20 protein-coding genes are annotated in these 24,595 nt (G+C 55.5%); 17 read left to right on the top strand and 3 right to left on the bottom strand.

Features of this window, described 5'->3' with window-relative positions:
• Window positions 1-118: 118 nt before the first annotated feature.
• Window positions 119-1,471 carry a molecular chaperone gene (gene yegD, locus GM298_RS21400; RefSeq protein WP_045285615.1) on the bottom strand — a complete coding sequence of 451 codons (1,353 nt, stop codon included), beginning with the start codon at window positions 1,469-1,471 and terminating at the stop codon, window positions 119-121.
• 255 nt (window positions 1,472-1,726) lie between these two features.
• Here yegD and alkA point away from each other — a divergent pair, with 255 nt between their 5' ends.
• Window positions 1,727-2,599, top strand: a complete 873-nt coding sequence (gene alkA, locus GM298_RS21395; RefSeq protein ID WP_095450410.1) for a DNA-3-methyladenine glycosylase 2 — start codon at window positions 1,727-1,729, stop codon at window positions 2,597-2,599.
• On the opposite strand, the gene GM298_RS21390 is transcribed toward alkA, so the two are convergent.
• Window positions 2,564-5,893, bottom strand: coding sequence for a diguanylate cyclase (locus GM298_RS21390; RefSeq protein ID WP_266155256.1), 3,330 nt, complete (start codon window positions 5,891-5,893; stop codon window positions 2,564-2,566). The two genes, alkA and GM298_RS21390, sit on opposite strands and share 36 nt — an antisense overlap.
• Window positions 5,894-6,236: 343 nt before the next feature.
• On the opposite strand from GM298_RS21390, the gene udk reads away from it, so the two are divergent.
• The 3 genes from udk to asmA all read left to right on the top strand — a co-directional run bounded on the left by udk (window position 6,237) and on the right by asmA (window position 9,424).
• Window positions 6,237-6,878, top strand: coding sequence for a uridine kinase (gene udk / locus GM298_RS21385; RefSeq protein WP_008500855.1), 642 nt, complete (start codon window positions 6,237-6,239; stop codon window positions 6,876-6,878).
• Window positions 6,879-6,969: 91 nt separating this feature from the next.
• Window positions 6,970-7,551, top strand: coding sequence for a dCTP deaminase (gene dcd, locus GM298_RS21380; protein WP_020883257.1), 582 nt, complete (start codon window positions 6,970-6,972; stop codon window positions 7,549-7,551).
• Between the two features lie 22 nt (window positions 7,552-7,573).
• Window positions 7,574-9,424: an outer membrane assembly protein AsmA gene (gene asmA / locus GM298_RS21375; RefSeq protein ID WP_025758718.1), complete on the top strand. Its 1,851-nt coding sequence runs from the start codon at window positions 7,574-7,576 to the stop codon at window positions 9,422-9,424.
• Between the two features lie 127 nt (window positions 9,425-9,551).
• On the opposite strand, the gene GM298_RS21370 is transcribed toward asmA, so the two are convergent.
• The gene (locus GM298_RS21370; protein ID WP_266155253.1) at window positions 9,552-11,135 is read right to left on the bottom strand and encodes a TerC family protein; all 1,584 of its coding nucleotides are present in this window, start codon (window positions 11,133-11,135) and stop codon (window positions 9,552-9,554) included.
• 692 nt (window positions 11,136-11,827) lie between these two features.
• Here GM298_RS21370 and GM298_RS21365 point away from each other — a divergent pair.
• The 13 genes from GM298_RS21365 to wcaI all read left to right on the top strand — a co-directional run bounded on the left by GM298_RS21365 (window position 11,828) and on the right by wcaI (window position 24,594).
• Window positions 11,828-12,967, top strand: coding sequence for a polysaccharide export protein (locus tag GM298_RS21365; protein WP_014170829.1), 1,140 nt, complete (start codon window positions 11,828-11,830; stop codon window positions 12,965-12,967).
• Window positions 12,968-12,973: 6 nt separating this feature from the next.
• Window positions 12,974-13,417 (top strand): low molecular weight protein-tyrosine-phosphatase Wzb, encoded by a 444-nt coding sequence (gene wzb, locus GM298_RS21360; protein ID WP_025758721.1) that lies wholly within the window; start codon window positions 12,974-12,976, stop codon window positions 13,415-13,417.
• Window positions 13,418-13,419: 2 nt separating this feature from the next.
• A complete protein-coding gene (gene wzc, locus GM298_RS21355) occupies window positions 13,420-15,582 on the top strand; it encodes a tyrosine-protein kinase Wzc (protein ID WP_266155251.1) in 2,163 nt (720 codons plus the stop codon).
• Window positions 15,583-15,709: 127 nt separating this feature from the next.
• On the top strand, window positions 15,710-16,552 hold the full coding sequence (wcaA, locus tag GM298_RS21350) for a colanic acid biosynthesis glycosyltransferase WcaA (protein WP_025758723.1): 843 nt from the start codon (window positions 15,710-15,712) through the stop codon (window positions 16,550-16,552).
• A complete protein-coding gene (gene wcaB / locus GM298_RS21345; RefSeq protein ID WP_014170825.1) occupies window positions 16,552-17,043 on the top strand; it encodes a colanic acid biosynthesis acetyltransferase WcaB in 492 nt (163 codons plus the stop codon). Before wcaA ends, wcaB begins: the two co-directional genes overlap by 1 nt.
• A complete protein-coding gene (wcaC, locus tag GM298_RS21340) occupies window positions 17,040-18,257 on the top strand; it encodes a colanic acid biosynthesis glycosyltransferase WcaC (RefSeq protein WP_059386427.1) in 1,218 nt (405 codons plus the stop codon). The genes wcaB and wcaC overlap by 4 nt, the downstream gene beginning before the upstream one ends.
• Window positions 18,232-19,452, top strand: coding sequence for a colanic acid polymerase WcaD (gene wcaD, locus GM298_RS21335; protein ID WP_025758726.1), 1,221 nt, complete (start codon window positions 18,232-18,234; stop codon window positions 19,450-19,452). The genes wcaC and wcaD overlap by 26 nt, the downstream gene beginning before the upstream one ends.
• 12 nt (window positions 19,453-19,464) lie before the next feature.
• The gene (gene wcaE / locus GM298_RS21330; RefSeq protein WP_025758727.1) at window positions 19,465-20,211 is read left to right on the top strand and encodes a colanic acid biosynthesis glycosyltransferase WcaE; all 747 of its coding nucleotides are present in this window, start codon (window positions 19,465-19,467) and stop codon (window positions 20,209-20,211) included.
• A 15-nt stretch (window positions 20,212-20,226) separates the two neighbouring features.
• Window positions 20,227-20,781, top strand: coding sequence for a colanic acid biosynthesis acetyltransferase WcaF (wcaF, locus tag GM298_RS21325; RefSeq protein WP_025758729.1), 555 nt, complete (start codon window positions 20,227-20,229; stop codon window positions 20,779-20,781).
• A 21-nt stretch (window positions 20,782-20,802) separates the two neighbouring features.
• Entirely contained in the window at window positions 20,803-21,924 is a 1,122-nt protein-coding gene (gene gmd / locus GM298_RS21320) for a GDP-mannose 4,6-dehydratase (RefSeq protein ID WP_095450367.1), read from the top strand.
• A 2-nt stretch (window positions 21,925-21,926) separates the two neighbouring features.
• Window positions 21,927-22,892 (top strand): GDP-L-fucose synthase, encoded by a 966-nt coding sequence (gene fcl / locus GM298_RS21315; protein ID WP_025758731.1) that lies wholly within the window; start codon window positions 21,927-21,929, stop codon window positions 22,890-22,892.
• Window positions 22,893-22,894: 2 nt separating this feature from the next.
• Entirely contained in the window at window positions 22,895-23,374 is a 480-nt protein-coding gene (locus GM298_RS21310; protein WP_126801346.1) for a GDP-mannose mannosyl hydrolase, read from the top strand.
• Entirely contained in the window at window positions 23,371-24,594 is a 1,224-nt protein-coding gene (gene wcaI / locus GM298_RS21305) for a colanic acid biosynthesis fucosyltransferase WcaI (protein WP_025758734.1), read from the top strand. The genes GM298_RS21310 and wcaI overlap by 4 nt, the downstream gene beginning before the upstream one ends.
• Window position 24,595 lies beyond the last annotated feature (1 nt).

Below are 24,595 nucleotides of genomic sequence, written 5' to 3'. Positions count from 1 at the left end.
AAACGGGTTCTTATGCCTTAGTTGTAAGTGTCTACCATGTCCCCGAACAAGCGTTCACTATGTCCCCGGACCGTACAGTGGGAGAGGGCCGGGGTGAGGGCACCAGACCGCACCAATATTACCTAAACATCACCTGCGCCCAGCGCGCAAGACCCGCCGTGACGGATCCAAAGTCATCCCCACCGGCAATCGGGATCCCTGGCAGTTGCTCTGCCAGCGCTTTTTTAATCAGCGGTGAACGGGCGCTTCCTCCGGTCAGGTAGATCACGTCCGGCTTCTCTTTGCCGTTATCCAGCGCCAGCTGCACCTGTTCCAGAATACGCTGCAGCGGTTGAGCGAGCGCCGTCTCCAGCCCCTCCTGAGAGATGGCGGTTGCCAGATCGTCGCTGATAAACGGCAGGGAGACCGCATGTTCCGGGCGATCGGAGAGGGCGATTTTGCTCTCTTCCGCGGTACGTACCACGCGGTAGCTGAGGCGTTGACGCCACACTTTATACAGCAGGGCGACTTTTTCGGCGTCCTGGGCATCGCGCACCAGGTCGTTCAGGAAGCGGCCATTCGCGGTGCTGTAAAAATCGCTTTGCGCAGGCACGTCGTTGATGGCGATAGCGTTCCACCAGGGCAGGATCGGCAGGGCGATCCCTTTTTCCGTTTGCCCGCCCATGCCCAGCAGCGGCATCAGGCTCTTAAAGGCCAGCGCGATATCGAGGTCGTTACCGCCCACGCGACAGCCGCTGTGCCCCAGCAGGCTGTTTTCCCGGTCACGGCGATGATGCCACTGCGGTCCCATCAGCAGCAGCGAGCAGTCCGTCGTTCCGCCGCCGATATCGACCACCAGCACACGCTTCTCTTCCGACAGCGTGGCTTCAAAATCCAGCCCCGCCGCAACCGGCTCGTACTGGAACACCACGTCGCGGAAGCCGGCGCGGTGCGCGGCACGCTCCAGGATCCCCTGTGCCTGCTGGTTGGCCTCATCACCGCCCAGCCCCTGGAAGTTGATCGGACGGCCAATCACCGCCTGGGTAATCGCATCAGGAACCTGCATCTGCGCCTGATTGCGGATGTGCAGCATCATCGCGCAGACCAGATCTTCAAACATCGCGACCTGCTGCGGCTTTAATCCGCTGGCGCCGAGGAAGGATTTCGGTGATTTTACGAAGTAGACCTCTTCCGGGTCTTCAATGTAGTGCCCGAGCGAGGCAAGGCCAAACTGCACGCTGGATGGCGTGACGTCAATATCTTCCTCACGGTTGAAACTGACCGCCCGGCGCAGCAAGGCCTGGCTTTCCGCCGCCGTGGCCGGAACCTGATGGTGGCGGAACAGCCATTCGCTGACCGCTTCGCGGGTGGGTGCGCAGAGCATTGACGGCAGCAGCGTGCTCTCTTTTTCCATTTTCAGGAGCTGTGGTTGCCCGTTTTGCATAATCGCAACCGAGCAGTTTGCCGTACCGTAGTCAAATCCAATAAACACGATAAATCCCCATGCCAGTGAGAAGGGGCGAGACTTTAGCGGAATGCCCGTCCGGCGACAACAGGAATATGAAAGCAAGGCAAAACAGGGTCTTTCCGTTTATGCTGATATACCCGTCATACTTCAAGCTGCATGCGCGTTGGCTGCGCTCGTTCACCCCAATCACATAGTTATCTATGCTCTTGGGGATTCACTCTCTTGCCGCCTTCATGCAGCTTGAATTATTTAGGGTATAAGATAAAAAAAGGAGCAACGATGTATACCCTGACCTGGCTTCCCCCCTACGACTGGCAATGGATGTTTGGCTTTCTTGGCGCCCGTGCGGTGACGGGTATTGAAACCGTCACCCGCGACTACTATGAACGCAGCTTTGCCTGCGAGGGACATCAGGGAGTCTTTCGCGTTACGCCGGACCTCGCCACCTCTACGCTGAACGTGACGTTGAGCCCGGGTCTTATTCCGGTGGCGCAGACCTGTCTTGAACGTATCGCCCGCCTGTTCGATCTCCGCTGTAACCCGCAGCAAATTGCAGACACGCTGGGCGATCTCGGCGCCGCGCGGCCGGGCCTGCGTTTGCCGGGGGCGATGGATGCGTACGAGCAGGGTGTCCGGGCTATCCTCGGGCAGCTGGTGAGTGTGGCGATGGCGGCGAAGCTGGCATCACGCGTGGTGGCGCTGTGCGGGGAACCCGTAGCGGATTGCCCCGGCTATCTTTGCTTCCCCACGCCGCAGGCGCTGGCGTCCACGGACCCGCTGGCACTGAAAGCGCTGGGCATGCCGGTAAAGCGCGCGGAGTCGCTGATTCATCTGGCGCAGTCGGTCATTGACGGGACGTTTCCGCTTTTCCCGCCCGCGAACATTGAGGCGGGGATGAAAGCGTTACAGCAGCGGCCGGGAATTGGCCGCTGGACGGCAAATTATCTGGCCCTGCGCGGCTGGCAGGCAAAAGATGTGTTTCTGCCGGATGATTATTTGATTAAGCAACGCTTTGCCGGGATGACGCCCGCGCAAATTCGGCGTTATGCCGAGCGCTGGCAGCCGTGGCGCTCGTACGCGCTGCTGCACATCTGGTATACCGACGGCTGGGCACCGTCAGTTGATGGCGAAGTAGCTGGTATTGAGAAGTAGATCCAGCGGCTGCGGCTCGGCGATGGTGTCACCATAGATAAAATCAATGCCGATGCCGGAGAGCGTATCCATCATAATCGGCTGATTGCAGGGACCCGCGATGGTCTTCATGCCCAGACGCTGGGCATGACCCTGGATGATGGTGACCATCATTTCATCCATCAGATTGCCATATACGTTGCTCACCACTTCGGCGTCCAGCAGCAGATAGTCGGCCATATTTGCGCTCAGGTGTGTGAAGACGTTCATGTCGCGTCCCACCTGGCTGAAGATCACGCGACAGCCTGCCTCGCGAAGCTTCTGCAGACCCTGCTCCAGGTTTTTATTCGGGTTACAGACCACATCGGCAGAGATGACCAGATGCAGCAGGCGACCCGGCATAGGGCTTTTATCCAGCAGGTCGAGCAGTTCATCAACCAGCGTCACGCTGGCTAAACCGGCCTCAGACAGCGGCAGTGCGACACCCATCCCTTTACTGGCGATCTGAGCGGCGGAGGTGCGGAAGAACTCGCTGAAAATCCGTCTGTCGAGGGCGTGCAACAGCTCTGGCTCTGCCAGGCCCGATCGGAAGGCGTGCTCTTCCTGGACTTCACCCTGGCTGGTCCACAGGCGTAACGAAATCAGCCAGAAGTTGCTGCTTTCCGGGATGCGCGGGGAGGCGACGCTGCGGGCAATCATCATCAGATGGTTGTCTTTAATCATATGCCACTGCTCATCAAGCGACATCATGCTACGCGTGCTGTGGTCCCGCTCCTGCTGGGGTTCGTAAACCGTCACCCTGCCACGCCCGCCGTTTTTCGAGGCATAGCAGGCAATATCCGCCTGCGACATGACCTCTGACGCCTGATGGTTATTTTCATCAATCAGCGTAATACCCGCGCTGGCGCCGATCCGGTGCAGGCGTCCTTCCCACATAAAGTGATAGTCATTGATCGTCTGAATCAGGCGACCGGCAATATAGCGTGCGCTTTCAATGTTACAGTCGGGTAACAGTAACCCGAACTCATCCCCGCCCAGACGGGCCAGTACGTCACTGGAGCGGAGCATGGTCAGCATTAAGGAAGAGAGTTCCCGCAGCAGGGCATCGCCGGCGGCATGGCCAGCCGTATCGTTGACCGCTTTAAAGCGATCGAGATCGATAAACACCAGCGCATGCCGCTGGCGCGTCTCGCGCACGGTCTGCAGGAGGCGTTTGAGATGGTTTTCGAAGCTGACCCGGTTTGCCAGGTGGGTCAGGGCATCGTGGGAAGCGCTGTAGCTCAGCTGACGCAGCATTTTGCGCGACTCGGTCACGTCCTGAATGACGATCACGGAGCCAATACTCTGTCCATCCAGCGTGCTGAGCGGCGTAATACTGTAATGAATATCGAAGCTTCCACCGGTACGGCAGTTCAGCACCACATCCTGATCGATATCCGAACGGGACATATCGCCGCTGTGAATATTCTCCATCGGCGGCCCTTGTTCCCCAAAGGTGATGTGCAACACCTTCAGGATCGGCTGGCCTATCGCCTCGGTTTGCAGCCAGCCGCTCATTTTCTCGGCGACCGGGTTCATAAAGGTGACGTTCATGTTGATATCGGTACACAGCACCGCTTCACCGATGGAGTCGAGGGTAATATGCAGGCGCTCTTTTTCCTGGAAGAGGGCCTCGTTAAGCTGCTTCACCTCGGTCATGTCCATGTTGATGCCGAGCAGTCGTTCGACTTCACCCTGTTTATTCAGCACCCGGTTCGCCAGAGAGCGAATATGGCGCACGCCTTCCTTCACGCGAATGCGAAATTCCAGCTTAAACGGCAGACGGGAGATAAGGGAGTCTCGCAGAACCTTCTCTGCATGGGCGCGATCTTCCGGCAGCATTGTGTCGTGCCAGAGCTGCCAGGTGGGTTTGATGTGCGGCGGAATTTCATACAGCTCAAACATCCGCTTATCCCAGCTAATAATGTCTGGCTCCAGATCCCACTCCCAGATGCCAATTCCGCCCGCTTCGTTCGCCAGCGTAATGCGCTCCATCAGACGTTTATTGACCCATTCGGTCTGCTTCAGGTCGTTAATATCTTCAATCTGGGCGATAAAATAGAGCGGTGAACCGTCGGTATGACGCACGACGGAGACGGCAAGAAGCGCCCAGACCACCTCTCCGTTACGGGTGTAGTAACGCTTCTCGAGGGTGTAGGTATTGATCTCTCCGTTGACCAGCTGTTCCAGCTGCTCCAGGTCGGTATCGAGATCTTCCGGCCAGGTCAGCTGCTGAAAGGTCAGCGACTGCAGCTCCGTCTGGCTGTAACCGAGGAAGTTGCACAGCGCCTTGTTGGCCTGCAGCCATTTGCCCTCAATGCTGACCAGTGCCATACCGATGGCGGAATACTCCATCGCATTACGAAAACGCGCTTCGCTTTCGGTGATGTGCTTGCGTTCGGCCCGGAAGGCATACATCACCATGGTCATCACGTTGGCAGGCAGGAGCAGCATCAGGAACGGCAGCCACGGCGCGTTCAGCATCGGCCCGGCATGCTGGGTGGTGAGCGCCAGAGGGTTACGGGCAATCATCAGCGACACGACCATCACGGTGACCAGAAACACCATGAACGCCTCCATCCGCGGCAGGCGCACGGCGCTCCACATCAGCAGAACGATCACACAGGTAAAGGGCCACGGAAGCCCGGTGATGGCCGCCCAACTGAGGGCTAACGTTATGGCCAGCGTGGTCAGCGTCTCCAGCAGCAGTCGCGGGTCACGGTGGCGCAGCAGATAATGGGGTTTAAATAACAGGCCCAGCGGCACCAGCGCCAGCGCGCCGATGGCTTCGGACAACACCCACACGAAGAAATTGCGCACGGGCTCAGCACCGGGTGCCAGCAGAGACACCAGAACGCCGCCCACCAGCGGCGGCACCAGCGCGCTGCCAACGGCTACGCGGATCCAGTCATTCAGATTCTGCAGCGGGTTGTACCACGGGAGCCATTTGCGCAGGAACAACGCGCCGATAACGGCCTCAATCACGTTGATGGTGGGGTAGATCAGGCTTACCGATCCCCAGGAAAACAGCATCCATGAGGCCAGAATATTGCCAAACGAACAGGCCAGCGCAATTCCCGGCCACATTTTTCCGGCATGACGGTAAAACGCCACCATCATGATGGCAGTGGGAAACCAGAGCGGGGCCAGCAGGGTACCGAAGCGGGTGAGCTCCAGCGAAAACAAGGTAAAGATAAAGGTGACCAGGCCCAGACAGACAAGTCGTAATAAAGGATGTGGGGTGGTAACCAAAACCCGCTGGTATTGTTTATTCATTACCGCTTTATCCAGAGACGCCATGCCGTCAGGGAAGATGTCCGAATGCGTGAATTTGATAATTTGGTTTATGCTAGTACAAACAATTTACAATTCATATGGTGACTGTTCAGAATTTGACACCACAGACTTATTAAATAGAAGCTCTGTGAAAAAAAACGGTTAAACGCTGAAAAAACGTTCATTTAAATTTCACTCAGGGTGTAATGCGTCACTTTTCGGGCAGTCTCGCAGAACCTGTGCATTCGACTGGTATCACGCCGGCGAAATCCCTATAATTGCCGCGTTTGACGCTCCGGCGTCGTCCTTCCTTAACATCCAGGTTAATCAGGTCGCTAAATTTATGACTGATAAGTCTCATCAGTGCGTCATTATAGGTATCGCCGGCGCATCGGCTTCAGGTAAAAGTCTTATTGCCAGTACGCTTTACCGCGAACTGCGTGAACAAGTAGGTGATGAGCATATCGGCGTCATTCCCGAAGACAGCTATTACAAAGATCAATCCCATCTGTCGATGGAAGAGCGCGTCAAAACCAACTATGACCACCCCAATGCCATGGACCACAGCTTGCTGTTCCAGCATTTAGAAGCGCTTAAGAGCGGCCAGGCGATCGAGCTGCCCGTTTACAGTTATGTCGAACACACCCGCACTCAGGAAACGATCCGCATTGAACCGAAAAAGGTCATTATCCTGGAAGGCATCCTGCTGCTGACCGACGCCCGCCTGCGGGAATCCATGAACTTCTCCATTTTCGTTGATACCCCCCTGGATATCTGCCTGATGCGCCGCATCAAGCGTGACGTCAATGAACGTGGCCGTTCGATGGATTCCGTGATGGCGCAATACCAGAAAACGGTCCGCCCGATGTTCCTGCAATTTATTGAACCCTCCAAACAATACGCCGATATCATCGTGCCGCGCGGGGGCAAAAACCGCATTGCGATTGATATCTTAAAAGCGAAAATCAGCCAGTTTTTTGAATAAGCCGCGCGAATTGTGTACCGTTCAGAGATAACCTGGTTTTACCCTGAGTGCTTATTGCCTCAGGGTACGATGCATGAAAGGAGAGAGTGCCATGCGTCTTTGTGATCGCGATATTGAAGCCTGGCTGGATGAAGGCCGTTTGTCTATTACCCCACGTCCACCCGTGGAGCGTATCAATGGGGTGACCGTTGATGTACGGTTGGGGAATAAATTCCGCACCTTTAGCGGCCATACCGCGCCGTTCATTGACCTTAGCGGGCCGAAGGACGAAGTGAGCGCCGCGCTCGATCGCGTGATGAGTGACGAAATCGTTATTGACGAAGGTGAGGCCTTTTATCTGCATCCGGGTGAACTGGCGCTGGCGGTGACGTATGAATCCGTTACCCTGCCTGCTGACCTCGTCGGCTGGCTTGATGGCCGTTCTTCCCTGGCGCGACTGGGGTTGATGGTGCACGTGACCGCGCACCGTATCGATCCCGGCTGGTCAGGGCGTATCGTGCTGGAGTTCTTCAATGCCGGTAAACTGCCTCTGGCGCTGCGTCCCGGCATGATGATCGGTGCGTTAAGCTTTGAACCGCTGACGGGCCCGGCCGATCGTCCTTATAACCGTCGTCAGGACGCAAAGTACCGCGACCAGCAGGGCGCGGTCGCCAGCCGTATTGATAAAGACTGAACGCGAGTCCATTGAGGATGCCATGAGAAGAGTTCTGACAACGCTGATGATTTTGCTGGTGGTGCTGGTTGCTGGCCTTTCGGCGTTGGTTCTGCTGGTTAACCCTAATGATTTCCGCGCATATATGGTGCGGCAGGTCGAGGCACGCAGTGGTTATCAACTGAAACTTGATGGACCGCTGCGCTGGCACGTCTGGCCGCAGCTCAGCATTCTCTCTGGCCGCATGTCGCTCACGGCGCCGGGGGCCTCCCAGCCGCTGGTTTCCGCAGACAACATGCGCCTTGATGTGTCGCTGATCCCGCTTATTTCCCATCAGCTGCAGGTTAAACAGGTGATGTTGAAAGGCGCGGTGATTCAGCTCACCCCGCAAACCGAAGCCGTGCGTGATGCGAATGCGCCGGTGGCGCCGCATGAAAATACCCTGCCTGATGAGCCGTCTGATACCGGCTGGTCTTTTGATATTGGCAAACTGAAAGTGGCCGACAGCGTGCTGGTTTTCCAGCATGAGGACGAAGAGCAGGTTACCGTTCGCAACATTAATCTGCAGATGGAACAGGATGCTAATCATCTTGCCGCCGTGGAATTTAGCGGGCGCGTGAACCGCGATCAGCGCGATCTCACCCTGTCGCTGAATGCCAGCGTCAATGCGTCTGACTATCCGCATCAGCTCACGGCCGACATCCAGCAGCTGAACTGGCAGCTCACGGGGGCCGATCTTCCTGCTCAGGGAATTACCGGGCAGGGGACGTTGCAGGCCGTGTGGCGTGAAGAACAAAAGCAGATTGAGCTGGATAATCTCAGCCTGCAGGCGAATGACAGTAGCCTGAAAGGGCAGGCGAGCGTCACGCTCGAAGAGAAACCGAAGTGGGTGCTCAATCTGCAGTTCGACAAGCTCAATCTGGAAAACTTACTGCCACCGCCGCCCGCCAGCGCAACGGACAGCGATGCCGCACAAACGGGGCAAAGCCAGATGCCGGTCTCTCGTCCGGTTATCTCGTCAAATCTTGATCAACCCGACTACAACGCCCTGCGCGGATTCACGGCGGATATTCTGCTGAAAGCCAATAGCCTGCGCTGGCGTGGCATGGATTTTACTGACGTGAGCAGCCAGATGTTCAACCATAATGGCTTGCTGGTGATCTCCGAACTGAGCGGCAAGATGGGCGCTGGGCACCTCTCACTGCCCGGTACGCTGGATGTCCGCAAAGACGTCGGCAGCGCCGAGTTCCAGCCGCGTCTCGACAACGTTGAGATCGGCACCATCCTGAAAGCGTTTAACTATCCGATAGCCCTGACAGGGCAGTTGACGCTGGCCGGTGACTTCTCGGGTACCAAAATTGATGCTGATGCTTTCCGCCGCGACTGGCAGGGACAAGCGCACATTGATTTAAAAGACTCCCGTATGGAAGGGCTTAACTTCCAGCAGCTGGTCCAGCAGGCGGTGGAGCGCAGCAGCGATGTGAAAGCGCAGGAGAACTACGACAGTGCCACGCGCCTCGACAGCTTCTCCACGGACCTGACGCTGGATAACGGACAGCTGACGCTGGCCGACATGCAGGGAACCTCTTCCATGCTGTCGCTGACGGGAGAGGGTTCGCTGGATCTGGTAAAAGAGACGGCGGATACGCACTTTAACGTCCGGGTGCTCTCCGGCTGGCAGGGCCAGGGTAAGCTCATCGACTTCCTGAAAGAGACGCCGATCCCGCTGAACGTTTATGGCAAATGGCAGGCGCTGAATTACAGCCTGCAGGTGGATCAGATCCTGCGTAAGCATCTGCAGGATGAAGCCAAACGTCGGCTGAACAGCTGGGCGGATCGGAATAAAGATTCGCAGACCGGGAAGGATGTGAAAAAGCTGCTCGATAAGCTGTGATACCGTTGTGCCGGGTGGCGCTTCGCTTACCCGGCTGCCAGTGCGGCCTGATGCCCTCACCCCATCCCTCTCCCACGGGAGAGGGAGCAAACCCTAAAACGGCAACCGGGTTGCCGTTTTGTTTTACCTACACCTCAAAATCGAGTTCTTCCTCGTCCCGCAACGGGATGAGCTGAACCTTCTGTACGCGATGGTTTTCAATCTGCAGTGTTTTCAGCAGATAGTCCCCCACCTGAACCTCTTCCCCCGGCTGCGGGATACGCTGCAAATACTCCATCAGCAGGCCGGCAATGGTGTGATATTCCCGTTTTTCATCCAGCGGCAAGGGCACATATTGCACCAGGTCTTCAAGGGGCATATGGCCGTTGGCCGTCCAGGAGCCGTCGGCGTTTTTCTGGATGTCATGGCGGGCATCAATCTCATCCACCTCGTTAGGTAAATTACCGGCGATGGTTTCCATCACGTCGCTGAGCGTGACCAGCCCTTCAACCGATCCAAACTCATCCACCACAAAGGCAAAATGCGTGCGCGCGTTGCGGAACTGCTCCAGGGCGGAGAGCAGCGGTAGCCCCTCCGGGAACACCAGCGGCTGGCGTACCAGAGCGCGGAGATTAAGCGCCTCGCCGTGCAGCTGCTGTTGCAGCAGGTCGATGACGTGCACCACCCCCAGCAGCTCCTCTTCCTCTTCACCGCCGGTCACTACCACCCGGGTGTGCTGGTTTCTATCCAGCAGGGCGCGGATTTGCGCTTCCGGGGCCGTCAGGTCGATATGCTCAATGTCATGGCGCGAGGTCATGATGCTGCTGACCGTGCGCTGGTTGAGATTGAGCACCCGCTCAATCATCAGCCGCTCCTGCGGGTTAAAGATTTGCCCTTCGCTGTGATCGGCCAGCATGGCGGAGGATTCGGCGTCCAGCTCCGCATCCTCTTTCTTACCGCTCAGCAGGCGCATGACCGTGTCGGCCGTGCGCTGACGCAGGGTCTGATTCGCGGAAAGGAAGCGGCGGCGGTTAAATATCGCCAGCTGGTTAAGCGCCTCAATCATCACGGAGAAGCCAATGGCGGCGTAGAGATAGCCTTTCGGAATATGGAACCCAAAACCGTCGGCCACCAGGCTAAAGCCAATCATCAGCAGGAAGCTCAGACAGAGGATAACGATGGTCGGGTGACTGTTCACAAACCGGGTCAGCGCCTTGCTGGCCATCACCATCAGCGTAATGGCGATAATCACCGCCGCCATCATCACCGCAAGGTGGTCCACCATCCCGACGGCGGTGATCACCGAGTCGAGGGAGAAGACCGCATCCAGCACCACAATTTGTGCCACCACCGGCCAGAATTTCGCCCCGCGGCGCTGGGTCGGGTTCTCACTGTCTTTACCTTCGAGCCGCTCGTTGAGTTCTACGGTGGCTTTAAACAACAGGAACAACCCGCCGAAGAGCATGATCAGATCGCGGGCGCTAAAGCTCAGGCCGTGGATGGCGAACAGCGGCTGAGTCAGGGTCACCAGCCAGGAGATAGAGGCCAGCAGCAGTAAGCGCATCACCATCGCCAGCAGCAGACCCGTCACGCGCGCGCGGTCGCGCTGGGAAGGGGGCAGTTTTTCAGCGAGGATGGCGATAAAGACCAGATTATCAATCCCGAGCACAAGCTCGATGACGACCAGCGTAACCAGCCCGGCCCAGATTGAGGGATCGGCAATCCATTCCATAGTAATAGCAATACCTTCTGTTATATGACGAATGTCACACTTCGATCATGGATAAAGCCGGGGGAAATTGCAATGCCGGGCTGAGATTTCTCTTAATACGTCTCGCTAAAAAGAGCCTGTTCTGCTGACCCTGTAAATAAGGAAAATACGTCTCTTTTATTACCGGAATATCATTTTAGGATATATCGCAGGTGATGGTTTTAGCTCTCTTTTTGTCAATATAAAGAAAATCCTAAAAGGTCAAAAGTTTGCTCTTAATATTAATCTTAAAAACCGATATTAGGACAGTTGTCTCCTTGCCTGCTATTAGGTTAGCTGCAACAATTCTCCCAGCATCAAATGTTAAATCTCAGTGTTGCTATTATTGTTCGGTCTTCATGGATGGTTATTCATTATCCGTCGGGCATCGCCAGCGGGTGATATATTTCCAGAAGACCTTGCTCAAGAGGGTGTCTATCCATAACACATTGTTTAGTCAGTGAATTGGTAACTGAAAGCCAAGGGCGGTAGCGTGCCTGAAAGCGTGTGAATCAGCCTCGATTATTCTGTCAATAGCCAATGGATGAATAAGCTTTTTTTAGGACTGATGCCAGTTATATTTCTATTTGATTAACTGCATGCTGAAACCCAATACGACCCGAGCTTATTTAAATTGCACAGGATAATTACTCTGCCAAAGTGATAAATAATCAATGATGAAATCCAAAATGAAATTGATGCCATTATTGGTGTCTGTGACCTTGATGAGTGGTTGCACGGTCTTTCCCGGCAGCAATATGTCAACAATGGGTAAGGATGTGATCAAGCAACAGGATGCCGATTTTGATCTCGACAAAATGGTGAATGTTTATCCACTTACGCCTCGACTGGTCGAACAATTACGTCCACGTCCGAATGTTGCCCAGCCGAATATGTCGCTGGACCAGGAAATTGCCTCTTATCAGTACCGCGTGGGGCCAGGTGACGTGATTAACGTGACCGTCTGGGACCACCCTGAACTGACCACACCCGCGGGCCAGTACCGCAGCTCAAGCGACACCGGTAACTGGGTGCAGTCAGATGGCACCATGTTCTATCCCTATATTGGTAAGGTCCATGTTGCCGGCAAAACGCTTGCCGAGATCCGTAGTGATATTACCGGCCGCTTAGCGCAGTACATCGCCGATCCGCAGGTGGACGTTAATATCGCCGCATTCCGCTCGCAAAAAGCCTATATCTCCGGCCAGGTGAATAAATCCGGCCAGCAGGCTATTACCAACGTGCCGCTGACCGTGCTGGATGCCATTAACGCCGCGGGCGGCTTAACTGACGGTGCCGACTGGCGCAACGTGGTGCTGACCCATAACGGGAAAGAGCAGCGCATTTCGCTGCAGGCGCTGATGCAAAACGGCGATCTGACCCAGAACCGCCTGCTCTATCCGGGCGACATTCTCTACGTACCACGCAACGACGATCTGAAAGTCTTCGTGATGGGTGAAGTGAAGAAACAGAGCACCCTCAAAATGGACTTCAGCGGTATGACCCTGACCGAAGCGCTGGGCAATGCTGAAGGTATCGATCTGACGACCTCTAACGCGACCGGTATCTTCGTCATCCGTCCGCTGAAGGGTGAAGGCAGTGCGAAAGGCAAGATTGCCAACATCTACCAGCTGGATATGTCCGATGCGACCTCTCTGGTGATGGCGACGGAGTTCCGTCTCCAGCCATACGATGTGGTGTATGTCACCACCGCGCCGGTTGCCCGCTGGAACCGTCTGATCAACCAGTTGCTGCCAACCATCAGTGGCGTTCGCTACATGACGGATACGGCGCGCGACATTCATACCTGGTAATTCGCGATGTTTAACAAAATTCTGGTGGTATGCGTGGGGAACATCTGCCGTTCCCCCACGGCTGAACGGTTGTTGAAACACTACCAGCCCGAACTGACCGTTGATTCCGCAGGGCTGGGTGCGCTGGTCGGTAAAGGTGCCGATGAGCGGGCAACGAGCGTCGCACGGGATCATAACCTTTCCCTTGACGGTCACGTTGCCCGTCAGGTCACCAGCCGCATGTGCCGGGAGTACGACCTGATCCTGGCGATGGAGAAACGCCATATCCATGCGCTGTGCGATATCGCGCCGGAGATGCGCGGCAAAGTGATGCTGTTTGGTCACTGGGACAATGAACGCGAAATCCCCGATCCGTATCGCAAAAGCCTTGAGGCCTTCGAGGCGGTTTACACCTTACTTGATCAGTCTGCCCAGCAGTGGGCGCAGGCACTGAAAGCTCAGCAGGGATAACAATGACAGAAAAAACACGATCTTCTGCCGCCCCGACTTCGGGCAGTGATGAAATTGATATTGGGCGTCTGGTCGGCACGGTTGTCGAGGCAAAGTGGTGGGTGCTGGGCATTACCGCCGTGTTTGCCGCTGCGGCCGTCGTCTACACGCTGTTCGCCACCCCAATCTACAGCGCCGACGCGCTGGTGCAGATCGAGCAGAACACCGGTAACTCGCTGGTGCAGGACATTGGCTCTGCGCTGGCGAACAAGCCACCGGCGTCCGAGGCTGAAATTCAGCTTATCCAGTCGCGCCTGGTGCTGGGCAAAACGGTTCACGACCTCGGGCTTGATATCTCCGTCACCAAAAACACCTTCCCGATCTTTGGTGCCGGCTGGGATCGGTTGATGGGCAGAAACAACGACACGGTGAAAGTGACGGACTTCGTGCTGCCGAAAGGGGCCGCCGATCAGACCTTTACCCTGACGGTGCTCGGTCCGAAACAGTACCAGTTAACCAGCGATGCGGGCTTTAGCGCACGCGGAGAAGTGGGGCAGATGCTGACCAAAGATGGCGTCAGCATGATGGTCAGCGCGATCAACGCCCAGGAAGGCGGGGAGTTTACCGTCACCAAATTCTCCACGCTGGGGATGATTAATAAACTGCAAAACAACCTTACTGTGACCGAAAACGGTAAGGACACCGGCGTGCTGAGCATGACCTTTACCGGTGAAGATAAGGATCAAATCCGTGACATCCTGAACAGCATTACCCGCAACTATCTTGAGCAGAACGTTGAGCGTAAGTCGGCTGAAGCGGCGAAAAGCCTGGCGTTCCTGTCAAAACAGCTGCCGGAAGTGCGCGCCCGCCTGGATGAAGCCGAGAACAAGCTGAATGCCTATCGTCAGGATAAAGACTCTGTCGATCTGCCGCTGGAGGCGAAATCGGTCCTCGATTCGATGGTTAACATCGATGCCCAGCTCAACGAGCTGACCTTCAAAGAGGCGGAGATTTCCAAGCTGTATACCAAGCGTCACCCGGCCTACCGCACGCTGCTGGAGAAACGCCGCACCCTGGAAGAGGAGAAGGCGAAGCTCAATGACCGCGTCACCGCGATGCCGAAAACCCAGCAGGAAATTGTACGTCTGACCCGTGACGTGGAGTCCGGCCAGCAGGTTTACATGCAGCTGCTGAATAAACAGCAGGAGCTGAAAATCACTGAGGCCAGTACCGTCGGTGACGTGCGCATCGTCGACCCGGCGATCACCCAGCCTGGCGTGCTGAAGCCGAAGAAAGCGCTGATCATTCTCGGCAGCATTATTCTCGGCCTGATGCTCTCCATCGTGGGTGTGCTGCTGCGCTCGCTGTTCAACCGCGGCATCGAAAGCACGCAGGTGCTGGAAGAGAGCGGTATCAACGTCTATGCCAGCATTCCGCTGTCGGAGTGGCAAAAATCCCGCGACAGCGTCAAAACCATCAAAGGCGTCAAGCGTTACAAGCAGAGCCAGCTGCTGGCGGTGGGTAACCCAACCGACCTCGCCATCGAAGCGATACGTAGCCTGCGTACCAGCCTGCACTTCGCCATGATGCAGGCCAAAAACAACGTTCTGATGTTGACCGGCGTCAGCCCGTCAATCGGCAAAACCTTTGTCTGCGCCAACCTGGCGGCGGTGGTCAGCCAGACCAACAAGCGTGTGCTGCTGATCGACTGCGATATGCGTAAGGGCTATACCCACGAACTGCTGGGTACCAATAACGTCAACGGTCTGTCGGAGATCCTGCTCGGCAAAGGTGACATTAGCCAGAGCGCGAAACCGACCACCATCCCGAAATTCGATCTCATCCCGCGTGGTCAGGTGCCGCCAAACCCCTCTGAACTGCTGATGAGCGAACGGTTCACCGAGCTGGTGGAGTGGGCGAGCAAAAACTATGACCTGGTGCTGATCGATACGCCGCCAATTCTGGCCGTAACCGATGCCGCCGTGGTAGGGCGCCTGGCGGGGACCACCCTGATGGTAGCGCGCTATGCGGTGAACACCCTGAAAGAGGTGGAAACCAGCCTGAGCCGCTTCGAGCAAAACGGTATTGAGGTGAAAGGGGTGATCCTGAACTCCATCTTCCGCCGCGCGAGCGGGTATCAGGATTACGGGTATTACGAGTACGAATATAAGTCTGACAGTAAATAAGCAAAAAATATAAACACAACCCCCCTCACCCTAACCCTCTCCCCGGAGGGGAGAGGGGACGGCTTGGTGCAGTTTTTCTCCCTCTCCCCTCCGGGGAGAGGGCCAGGGTGAGGGGTAAGGGGAAATGATGAGTACATATAGCCCTTTGATTTCAATCTATATGCCGACATGGAATCGTCAGCAGCTGGCGATCCGCGCAATTAAGTCGGTACTACGTCAGGATTACGATAACTGGGAACTGATCATCGTGGATGACTGTTCCTCCTCGTATGAACAGCTGCAAAAATTTGTAACTGACCTCAACGATCCGCGGGTGGTCTATACGCACAACGCGATTAACTCCGGTGCCTGCGCGGTGCGTAATCAGGCGATTATGCAGGCCAAAGGGCAGTATCTGACCGGGATCGATGACGATGACGAATGGACGCCAAACCGCCTGTCTGTGTTCCTCTCGCACAAAGAACAGCTGGTCACGCACGCATTCCTGTATGCCAACGACTATGTCTGCCAGGGCGAGGTGTACTCGCAGCCGGCCAGTCTGCCGCTGTATCCGAAATCACCGTATTCCCGTCGCCTGTTCTACAAGCGCAACATTATCGGTAATCAGGTCTTTACCTGGGCGTGGCGCTTTAAAGAGTGCCTGTTCGATACCGAACTGAAGGCCGCGCAGGATTACGACATCTTCCTGCGCATGGTGGTGGAGTATGGCGAGCCGTGGAAAGTGGAAGAGGCCACGCAGATCCTGCACATCAACCACGGGGAGATGCAAATCACCTCCTCGCCGAAGAAATTCTCGGGCTACTTCCATTTTTACCGCAAGCACAAGGACAAGTTTGACCGTGCCAGCCGTAAATATCAGCTCTTTACCCTCTATCAGATCCGCAATAAGCGCATGAACTGGCGCACGCTGCTGACGCTGCTTTCCGTACGTAACGGTAAGCGCCTGGCTGATGGACTTCGGGGGAAATAATGTTTCTGGAAGATTGCCGCGCAAACAGCTGGAGCCTGCGCCCGTGCTGCATGGTTCTGGCGTACCGCATCGCCCATTTCTGCTCGGTGTGGCGCAAGAAAAACGTGCTGAACAATCTCTGGGCGGCACCGGTTCTGGTGTTGTACCGCATCATCACGGAATGCTTTTTTGGCTATGAGATTCAGGCCGCTGCCACCATTGGCCGCCGCTTCACCATCCACCATGGCTATGCGGTGGTGATCAACAAGTTTGTGGTCGCCGGGGATGATTTCACCATTCGTCATGCGGTCACCATTGGCAACCGCGGGCCAGACAGCCTGGCCTGCCCGGTCATCGGCAATAACGTTGAGCTGGGCGCGAACGTGGTAATCATTGGTGACATCACGATTGGTAACAACGTCACGATTGGTGCTGGCAGCGTGGTGCTGGACAGCATTCCGGATAACGCGCTGGTGGTGGGAGAAAAAGCCCGCGTGAAGGTGATTAAATGAACATTCTGCAATTTAACGTACGCCTCGCAGAAGGCGGAGCAGCAGGCGTGGCGCTGGATCTGCATCAGCGCGCCCTGCAAAAAGGACTTCAGTCCCGGTTTATTTACGGCTATGGCAAAGGCGGCAAGAAAAGCGTCAGCCACGATAACTTCCCGCAGGTGCAGAAGCACACGCCGCGTCTGACGTCGATTGCCAACATTGCGCTGTTCCGTCTGTTTAACCGCGATCTGTTTGGCAACCTGAATTCCCTCTATCGCACGGTGACGCGCACCACCGGCCCGGTTGTGCTCCATTTTCACGTGCTGCACAGCTACTGGCTGAATCTGGAAGAGGTGGTGGCGTTTTGCCAGAAGGTGAAGGCCCACAAGCCCGATACCCGCTTTGTCTGGACGCTGCACGATCACTGGAGCGTGACCGGCCGCTGCGCGTTTACCGACGGCTGCGAAGGCTGGAAAAATAACTGTCAGAAATGCCCGACCCTGAGCAACTACCCGCCGGTGAAAGTGGACCGCGCCCACCAGCTGGTGGAAGGAAAGCGTCAGCTGTTTCGCGACATGCTCTCGCTCGGCTGTACGTTTATCTCCCCGAGCCAGCACGTGGCCGATGCCTTCAACAGCCTGTACGGGGCAGGGCGCTGCCAGATTATCAACAACGGCATCGACGTGGCGACGGAAGCCATTCTTGCCGAACTGACGCCGGTGGCGGAAACCACAGGCAAACCGAAAATCGCTATCGTTGCCCATGACCTGCGCTACGACGGCAAAACCAACCAGCAGCTGGTGCGCGACATGATGGCGCTCGGTGACAAAATTGAACTGCACACCTTCGGCAAATTCTCGCCGTTCGAAGGGGCCAACGTGGTGAACCACGGGTTTGAAACCGACAAACGCAAACTGATGAGCGCGCTGAATGAAATGGATGCGCTGGTGTTCAGCTCCCGCGTGGATAACTATCCGCTGATCCTCTGTGAAGCGCTCTCCATTGGTGTACCGGTACTTGCCACCCACAGCGACGCGGCGCGAGAAGTGCTGGAGAAATCCGGCGGGAAAACCTTCGCGGAACAGGAAATTTTGCCGCTGGTTCAATTGCCGAAGGCGCAGATTGCCCGGACTGTTTTTGGCACTGACCTGGAATCGTTCCGCAACCGCAGCCGCAAGGCGTACAGCGGACAACAGATGCTGGAGGAGTATGTCTCGTTCTATCAGAATCTGTAGTTATCTGCTGCTGCCGCTGATCTACCTGCTGGTCAACGTCAAGATTGCCCAGCTCGGCGAAAGCTTCCCGATAACCATCGTCACCTTTTTGCCCGTTCTGCTTCTGCTGTATGTCGATAAAATCAACCTGAAGAAGCTGATGATTGCCTTAGGGTTGGGCACGGGCCTGACGCTGTTTAACTACATCTTTGGCCAGTCGCTGGATGCCAGTAAATACGTCACCTCGACCATGCTGTTTGTTTATATTGTCATTATTATCGGTATGGTCTGGAGTATTCGGTTTAAAACTATTTCTCCGCACAATTATCGGAAAATCCTTAGGTTCTTTTATATTGCCGTTGCGTTAATTGTTATGCTTGCTGCCATGGAGATGGCGCAAATTATTCTCACCGGTGGCAGCAGCCTGATGGAGATAATTTCGAAATATCTCATTTACAGCAACAGCTATGTATTGAACTTCATTAAGTTTGGCGGGAAACGTACCACCGCGCTCTATTTTGAACCGGCATTTTTTGCTCTGGCATTAATCTCAATTTGGCTCAGCATCAAACAGTTTGGTATCAAAACGCCTAAGACCGATGCTATGATTCTTGCAGGAATTGTTCTGTCTGGATCGTTCTCAGGGGTAATGACATTTATCCTGTTTTACCTGCTGGAGTGGGCGTTCCAGTACCTGAACAAAGAGGCGATTAAGAAAAAACTGCCGCTGGCGATTATCTCCCTGACGGTATTTCTGGTAGGCGTGATATTTGCATTCCCATACATCTCAGAGCGTCTGGGTGATTTGGGAACGGAAGGGTCTTCGTCCTATTATCGCATTATTGGTCCACTGGTGATGGTGGGTTATTCCTTAACCCATATTGATGGCGTAGTAAGATTCGGCTCACTTTACGAATATGTTGCATCATTCGGAATCTTTAACGGTGCGGATGTCGGTAAAACCATAGACAATGGTCTGTATCTGTTAATTATTTATTTTTCGTGGTTCGCCGTACTGTTGACGCTGTGGTATCTGTTTAAAGTTTTCAAAATGATGATTAACGCGTTTGGGGATAACCAGAACTTTCGCGTGCAGCTTTATCTGTTCACACCGGTGTCGCTGTTTTTTACCGGGTCAATATTTAGCCCGGAATATGCGTTCTTAATTGTTTGTCCGTTTATTTTGCGTAAAGCGCTTAATATTACGAATTCATGACGAGGTGGTCTTATGTTTCTTAGCGTCATTACTGTCGCTTTTCGTAATTACGAAGGGGTGGTAAAAACCTGGCGCTCGCTGCGTAACCTGGCGCGCGACCCAAGCCTCACCTTTGAGTGGATTGTGGTCGACGGTGGCTCGAACGATGGAACAGCGGAGTTTCTCGAAAAACTCAACGGTGAGTTCAACTTACGCTACGTCAGCGAGAAAGATAAAGGCATCTACGATGCAATGAACAAAGGCATCAACATGGCGCAAGGGCGCTATGCCATCTTCCTCAATTCCGGTGATGTTTTCCATGACGATGTAGCACTGTTTGCCCGTCAGCTGGCGCGCCAGAAAGAGGATGCCATGTATATTGGCGACGCGCTGCTCGATTTTGGCGACGGACATAAAATATGCCGGAGCGCGAAGCCAGGCTGGTATATCTACCACAGCTTGCCGGCCAGCCATCAGGCCATATTCTTCCCGGTTAAGGGTCTGAAAAAACAGCCTTACGATTTGCAATATAAAGTCTCTTCGGATTATGCGCTGGCCGCCAGTTTGTATAAATCCGGCTACCCGTTCCGTCGCCTGAAAGGCCTGGTGTCGGAATTTTCAATGGGCGGCGTGTCAACGTCTAATAATCTGGAATTGTGCCAGGATGCCAAAAACGTGCAGCGTAAAATATTACGCGTGCCGGGGTTCTGGGCGGAATTATCTTATTTATTACGCCTGCGTACGACAGGTAAAACGAAAACCTTATATAACAAAGCCTGAATATAAGGAAACGCAATGCAGGATCTGAGCGGTTTCTCCGTGCCGAAAGGTTTTCGGGGCGGGAGCGGTATTAAAGTGCAACTGTGGTGGGCCGTTCAGGCAACGTTATTTGCCTGGTCACCGCAAATATTGTACCGCTGGCGAGCATTTTTATTGCGCCTGTTTGGCGCAAAAATCGGAAAAAACGTAGTCATTCGGCCATCGGTAAAAATTACCTACCCCTGGAAATTAACGCTCGGGGATTACGCATGGGTAGGGGATGACGCGGTGTTATATACCCTGGGCGAGATTACGATTGGCGCGAATTCGGTGGTGTCACAGAAATGTTATTTGTGCACCGGCAGCCATGACTTTATGAGTCAGCATTTTGATATTACCGCTTCGCCTGTTGTGATTGGCGAAAAATGCTGGCTGGCAACGGATGTTTTTGTTGCACCGGGTGTTTCTGTTGGTGATGGCACGGTAGTCGGTGCCCGCAGCAGCGTTTTTAAATCGCTACCGGCAAATACAGTTTGCCGTGGCAACCCCGCAGTGGTGATACGCGAACGCGTTGAAACTGAAAAACTTTGATAAGTACAGAGGAATATAAACATGTCTAAAGTCGCTCTCATCACCGGCGTTACCGGGCAGGATGGTTCTTACCTGGCAGAGTTACTGCTGGAAAAAGGTTATGAAGTACACGGTATTAAACGTCGTGCGTCTTCTTTCAACACCGAACGTGTCGATCATATTTACCAGGATCCGCACGCGGCGAACCCGAAATTCCACCTGCACTACGGCGACCTGACCGATACCTCCAACCTGACCCGTATCCTGCAGGAAGTGCAGCCGGATGAAGTCTACAACCTGGGCGCGATGAGCCACGTTGCGGTCTCCTTCGAATCTCCGGAATACACCGCTGACGTGGACGCCATGGGTACCCTGCGTCTGCTGGAAGCCATTCGCTTCCTGGGTCTGGAGAAGAAAACCCGTTTCTACCAGGCATCCACCTCTGAGCTGTACGGTCTGGTGCAGGAAATCCCGCAGAAAGAGACCACGCCGTTCTACCCACGTTCTCCGTACGCGGTAGCAAAACTGTACGCCTACTGGATCACCGTGAACTACCGTGAATCCTACGGCATGTACGCCTGTAACGGCATTCTGTTCAACCACGAATCACCGCGCCGCGGCGAAACCTTCGTGACCCGTAAAATCACCCGCGCTATCGCCAACATCGCGCAGGGTCTGGAATCATGCCTGCACCTCGGCAACATGGACTCCCTGCGTGACTGGGGCCATGCCAAAGACTACGTGAAAATGCAGTGGATGATGCTGCAGCAGGACCAACCGGAAGACTTCGTGATTGCCACCGGCGTGCAGTACTCCGTACGTCAGTTCGTGGAAATGGCTGCCGCGCAGCTGGGTATCAAACTGCGCTTTGAAGGTACCGGCGTGGAAGAGAAGGGCATCGTGGTGTCCGTGACCGGTCACGACGCGCCGGGCGTGAAGCCAGGCGACGTAATTGTCCAGGTTGACCCGCGCTACTTCCGTCCTGCTGAAGTGGAAACCCTGCTGGGCGACCCAACCAAAGCGCACGAGAAACTGGGCTGGAAACCAGAAACCACTCTGCAGGAGATGGTCTCTGAGATGGTGGCCAAAGATCTTGAAGCAGCGAAAAAACACTCTCTGCTCAAGTCTCATGGCTACGAGGTTGCCATCGCGCTGGAGTCCTGAGAATGACAAAACAACGTATTTTTGTCGCCGGTCATCGCGGAATGGTGGGTTCCGCGATTGTTCGACAGCTGGAACAGCGCGGTGACGTCGAGGTGATAGTCCGCACGCGTGACGAGCTGAACCTGCTCGACAGCCGTGCGGTACAGGACTTCTTTGCCAGCGAACGCATTGACCAGGTGTATCTGGCGGCGGCGAAGGTGGGTGGCATTGTTGCCAACAACACCTACCCGGCGGATTTCATCTACGAAAACATGATGATCGAGAGCAACATCATTCACGCGGCGCATTTGCACAACGTGAACAAGCTGCTGTTCCTCGGCTCATCCTGTATTTACCCAAAAATGGCGAAGCAGCCGATCGCCGAAAGCGAGCTGCTGCAGGGAACCCTGGAAGCGACCAACGAGCCGTACGCGATTGCCAAGATTGCCGGGATCAAGCTGTGCGAGTCCTACAACCGCCAGTACAACCGTGACTATCGTTCGGTGATGCCGACCAACCTGTACGGACCGCACGACAACTTCCACCCGAGCAACTCGCACGTGATCCCGGCGCTGCTGCGTCGTTTCCACGAGGCGACCGCCGAGAACGCACCGGACGTGGTGGTGTGGGGCAGCGGCACGCCGATGCGGGAATTTCTGCACGTGGACGACATGGCTGCCGCCAGCATTCACGTGATGGAGCTGGATCGCGAAGTGTGGCAGGAGAACACCGAGCCGATGCTGTCGCACATCAACGTGGGCACCGGCGTGGACTGCACCATTCGCGAGCTGGCGCAAACCATCGCGCAGGTGGTGGGCTACAAAGGCCGCGTGGTGTTTGACGCCACCAAGCCGGACGGCACGCCGCGCAAACTGCTGGACGTGACCCGACTGCATCAGCTGGGCTGGTATCACGAGGTGTCACTGGAGCAGGGGCTGGCCAGTACCTACCAGTGGTTCCTGGAAAACCAGCATCGCTTCCGGGGGTAATGATGTTTTTAAGTCAGGAAGATTTTGCCACGGTGGTGCGTTCCACTCCGCTCATCTCAATTGATTTGATCGTGGAGAACGAACGCGGCGAGTTCTTGCTGGGGAAACGAACCAACCGTCCTGCTCAGGGCTTCTGGTTCGTGCCCGGCGGGCGCGTGCAGAAGGATGAGACGTTGAGCGATGCGTTTGAGCGTCTCACTCTGGCGGAACTGGGCCTGAAGCTGCCGATGGCAGCGGGCCAGTTTTACGGGGTCTGGCAGCACTTCTATGACGATAACTTTTCAGGTACCGGGTTCTCCACGCACTACATCGTGCTGGGGTTCCGCCTGAAGGTGAGTGAGGCAGACCTGCGTCTGCCTGATTCTCAGCATGACGACTACCGCTGGCAGACGCCAGAGGCGCTGCTGGCGAGCGACAATGTGCACGACAACAGCCGTGCCTATTTCCTTGCCGATCGTCAGTCTGAGGTGCCGGGCTTATGAAAATATTGGTGTATGGAATCAACTACTCGCCGGAGCTGACCGGTATCGGGAAATATACCGGCGAGATGGTCGAGTGGATGGCGAGCCAGGGACATGACGTGCGGGTCATTACCGCGCCGCCGTACTACCCGGAATGGAAAGTGGGGGAGCGCTACTCAAGCTGGCGCTACCGTCGCGAAGAGGGTGCGGCGACCGTCTGGCGCTGTCCGCTGTATGTGCCAAAGCAGCCCTCGACGCTGAAACGGCTGATTCATCTCGGCAGCTTTGCGCTGAGCAGCTTCTTCCCGCTGATGGCGCAGCGTCGCTGGAAGCCGGATCGCATCATCGGCGTGGTGCCGACGCTGTTTTGCACGCCGGGCATGCGCCTGCTGGGCAAACTCTCCGGCGCCCGCACCCTGCTGCACATTCAGGATTATGAAGTCGACGCCATGCTGGGCCTGGGGATGGCAGGCAAAAGCAAAGGCGGCAAGGTGGCGAAGCTCGCCAGCGCGTTTGAGCGCAGCGGTCTGCATAACGTCGATTATGTCTCGACCATTTCGCGCTCAATGATGAACAAGGCGCAGGAGAAGGGCGTCCCGGCCCAGAAGGTGATCTTCTTCCCGAACTGGTCCGAAGTGGCGCGTTTTCGCGACGTGACTGAGCAAGACGCCCAGACGTTACGTGCAGAGCTCGGTCTGCCTGATGATCAAAAAATCATTCTTTACTCAGGCAACATCGGCGAAAAGCAGGGGCTGGAGAACGTGATTGAAGCGGCTCAGCAGCTGAGCCAGCATCCATGGATGTTTGTGATTGTCGGGCAGGGCGGTGGGAAAGCGCGGCTGGAAAAGATGGCGAGCGAGCGCGGCCTGTCCAACGTGAAGTTCTTCCCGCTTCAGTCCTACGAGGCACTGCCTGCGCTGCTGAAGATGGGCGACTGCCATCTGGTGGTGCAAAAACGCGGCGCGGCGGATGCGGTGCTGCCGTCCAAGCTGACCAACATTCTGGCAGTGGGCGGTAACGCAGTGATTACGGCCGAAGCCGAAACCGAATTAGGCCAGCTGTGTGACAGCTACCCGGGGATTGCGGTGTGCGTGGAGCCGGAATCGGTCCCGGCGCTGGTCTCCGGCATTGAACAGGCACTTGCCATGCCAAAAGTAAACACGGTGGCACGTGAATATGCCGAACGCACGCTCGATAAAGAGAACGTGCTGAGCCAATTTATTGCAGATATACGGGGATAAA

This window comes from Enterobacter sp. HSTU-ASh6 (assembly GCF_026319105.1).
GTDB lineage: Bacteria > Pseudomonadota > Gammaproteobacteria > Enterobacterales > Enterobacteriaceae > Enterobacter > Enterobacter sichuanensis.
The sequence above is the reverse complement of the archived record's forward strand: the minus strand, read 5'-3'. Positions and strand labels throughout refer to the sequence as shown.